A 2496-nucleotide genomic window follows, 5' to 3' on the forward strand; every position below is an offset into this window, starting at 1 on the left:
TGTTGATTGTCACTGAGAACTGACCCGGTATTTTCACCGAGATTTGACCCACCCTCAGTTATGCGTCGTGGTTTATGACGCGGTCAATGTTTTGGCCTCCTTTCGTGTTTTCTTTGCAGCCTCAGCGCTGGCCTTGTAGCGGTAGCTGTCGTTTCCGGTTTCGAGGATGTGGCAGCGGTGGGTCAGCCTATCGAGGAGCGCGGTTGTCATCTTTGCATCCCCGAAGACCTGCGCCCATTCTGAGAAGCTGAGGTTTGTGGTTATGATGACGCTGGTGCGCTCGTAGAGCTTGCTGAGCAGGTGGAAGAGCAGCGCCCCGCCAGATGAACTGAACGGCAGGTAGCCGAGTTCGTCCAAAATGACCAAGTCGACCTTCGTCAGCGTCTCAGCCAGTTTCCCTGCCTTACCAAGCGCCTTCTCCTGCTCCAGCGCGTTGACCAATTCCACGGTCGAGAAGAAGCGCACCTTACGTCGGTGATGTTCGATGGCCTGGACGCCGATTGCTGTGGCTGTGTGGCTCTTGCCCGTTCCGGGACCGCCGATCAAAACGACATTCTCGGCCGCTTCGATAAACTCGCATCGGTGTAGCTGCCGCACTGTCGCTTCGTTGATCTCACTCGATGCAAAGTCGAAGCCCGTCAGATCTTTGTATGCGGGGAAGCGGGCGATTTTCGTGTGGTAGGCGATGGACCGTACCTCGCGTTCGGCGATCTCGGCCTTGAGCAGCTGTGACAGCATTGGTGTGGCAGCTTCGAACGCTGGCGCGCCCTGGGCGACCAAGTCTTCAATCGCATTTGCCATGCCGTACAGCTTGAGACTGCGTAGCATGATCACGATAGAGGCTCCTGCTGGGTCATGACGCATGGCGCTTCTCCTCAGTCTGTCGCAACCCGTCATAGCGATCGACGTTGGCCTCTGGCGTTGTCTGCAATGCCAGTGCGTCCGGCGGATCGACCTCGGGGTGATCTGTCGGTCTGCGGTCGATCAATCGATGCAACAGGTTCAGGATGTGCGTCTTGGTGGGGACGCCCGCTTCAAGTGCCAGCTCCACTGCGCACAAAACGTCCTCTTCGTTGTGCTGAAGGACCAGAGACAGAATGTCGACCATCTCTCGGTCACCGCCTTCTTTACGCAGCATGTGATCCTGAAGTTGCCGGAAGGCATCCGGCATCTCCGTGAACGGCGCACCATTCCGAAGTGCGCCCGGTTTGCGTTGGATAACAGCGAGATAGTGGCGCCAGTCATAGATGACCTTGCCGGGCTTTCGATGAGACCGCTCGATGATCCGCGCATGCTTGCAAACCGTTTGCCCTTCAGCGACCACGACCAGCCGTTCGGGATAGACATGCAAACTGACACGTCGGTTCGCAAAGCTGGCGGGAACGCTGTAGCGATTGCGTTCGAACGTGATCAGGCATGTGGGTGACACACGCTTACTGTGTTCGATAAAGCCATCGAATGCCGGCGGCAGTGCCATCAACGTAGGCTTCTCGGCCTGCCACACGTCAGCGATGGTCCCCGGCAAAGCCTTGTGCGGCGTCTCTGTCCAAAGGGCGATACAGCGATCTTCAAGCCATTGGTTCAGCTCTGCCAGATCGGCGCAGACCGGCATGACCTGCCACATGCGGTTGCGCGCATCCTGCACGTTCTTCTCAACCTGGCCTTTCTCCCAACCTGCGGCTGGATTGCAGAACTCGGGCTCAAACACGTAGTGGCTGGCCATAGCCTTGAAGCGTGCATTGACGTCCCGCTGCTTGCCTTTGCCCACACGATCAACGGCGGTCTTCATATTGTCATAGATCCCGCGACCAGGCACGCCGCCGAAGACGCGGAATGCATGCCAGTGGGCGTCAAACAGCATCTCGTGCGTTTGCAGCGGGTAGGCCCGAACCAAGAAAGCGCGGCTGTGTGACAGTTTGATATGAGCGACCTGAAGTTTGACGCGCTCACCGCCGATGTTGGCCCAGTCCTCGCTCCAGTCGAATTGGAAGGCTTCGCCGGGCGCGAACACCAAAGGCACGTAGGTGCCGCGCCCCGTCGTCTGTTCCGCTCGATGCCGATCTTCACGCCATGCCCGGGCGAAAGCTGCTACGCGTTCATAGGAGCCATCATATCCCAGCTTCACCAGATCAGCATGCATGTGCTTCACTGTCCGCCGCTCTTTGCGTGCCTTCCGCGTCTGAATTAAAAGCCAGGCTGACAGCCGATCCGCATAGGGATCCAGCTTGCTTGGACGCTTAGGCGTCTTGAACTGCGGTTCCACCGCACCTTCACGCAGATACTTCTTTACCGTGTTCCGAGACAAACCCGTACGCCGGGCAATCTCCCTGATTGGCATTTTGTCACGCAATGCCCAGCGTCGAATGACACTCAAAAATCCCATGTCGATCACTCCAAATCCCCCCAACCAAAACCGTCGGGGAAGTGTGTTCACATGGGTCAATTCTCAGTGACAATTTATGGGGCTACCGGGTCAGTTCTCAGTGACAATCAACA

General features: G+C 57.4%; 2 protein-coding genes. Both read right to left on the minus strand.

Features of this window, described 5'->3' with window-relative positions; all coding sequences use genetic code 11:
* Positions 1 to 72: 72 nt before the first annotated feature.
* Positions 73 to 864: an IS21-like element helper ATPase IstB gene (istB, locus tag J3456_RS19325; protein ID WP_349581877.1), complete on the minus strand. Its 792-nt coding sequence runs from the start codon at positions 862 to 864 to the stop codon at positions 73 to 75.
* Positions 854 to 2383 (minus strand): IS21 family transposase, encoded by a 1530-nt coding sequence (gene istA, locus J3456_RS19330; RefSeq protein WP_349581879.1) that lies wholly within the window; start codon positions 2381 to 2383, stop codon positions 854 to 856. The genes istB and istA overlap by 11 nt, the downstream gene beginning before the upstream one ends.
* Positions 2384 to 2496 lie beyond the last annotated feature (113 nt).

This window comes from Sulfitobacter sp. NFXS29, from assembly GCF_040148765.1.
Classification (GTDB): domain Bacteria; phylum Pseudomonadota; class Alphaproteobacteria; order Rhodobacterales; family Rhodobacteraceae; genus Sulfitobacter.

Coding starts and splice junctions, on each gene's coding strand:
- istA (WP_349581879.1), bottom strand. CDS start 2,383: ATGGGATTTTTGAGTGTCATTCGACGCTGGGCATTGCGTGACAAAATG.
- istB (WP_349581877.1), bottom strand. CDS start 864: ATGCGTCATGACCCAGCAGGAGCCTCTATCGTGATCATGCTACGCAGT.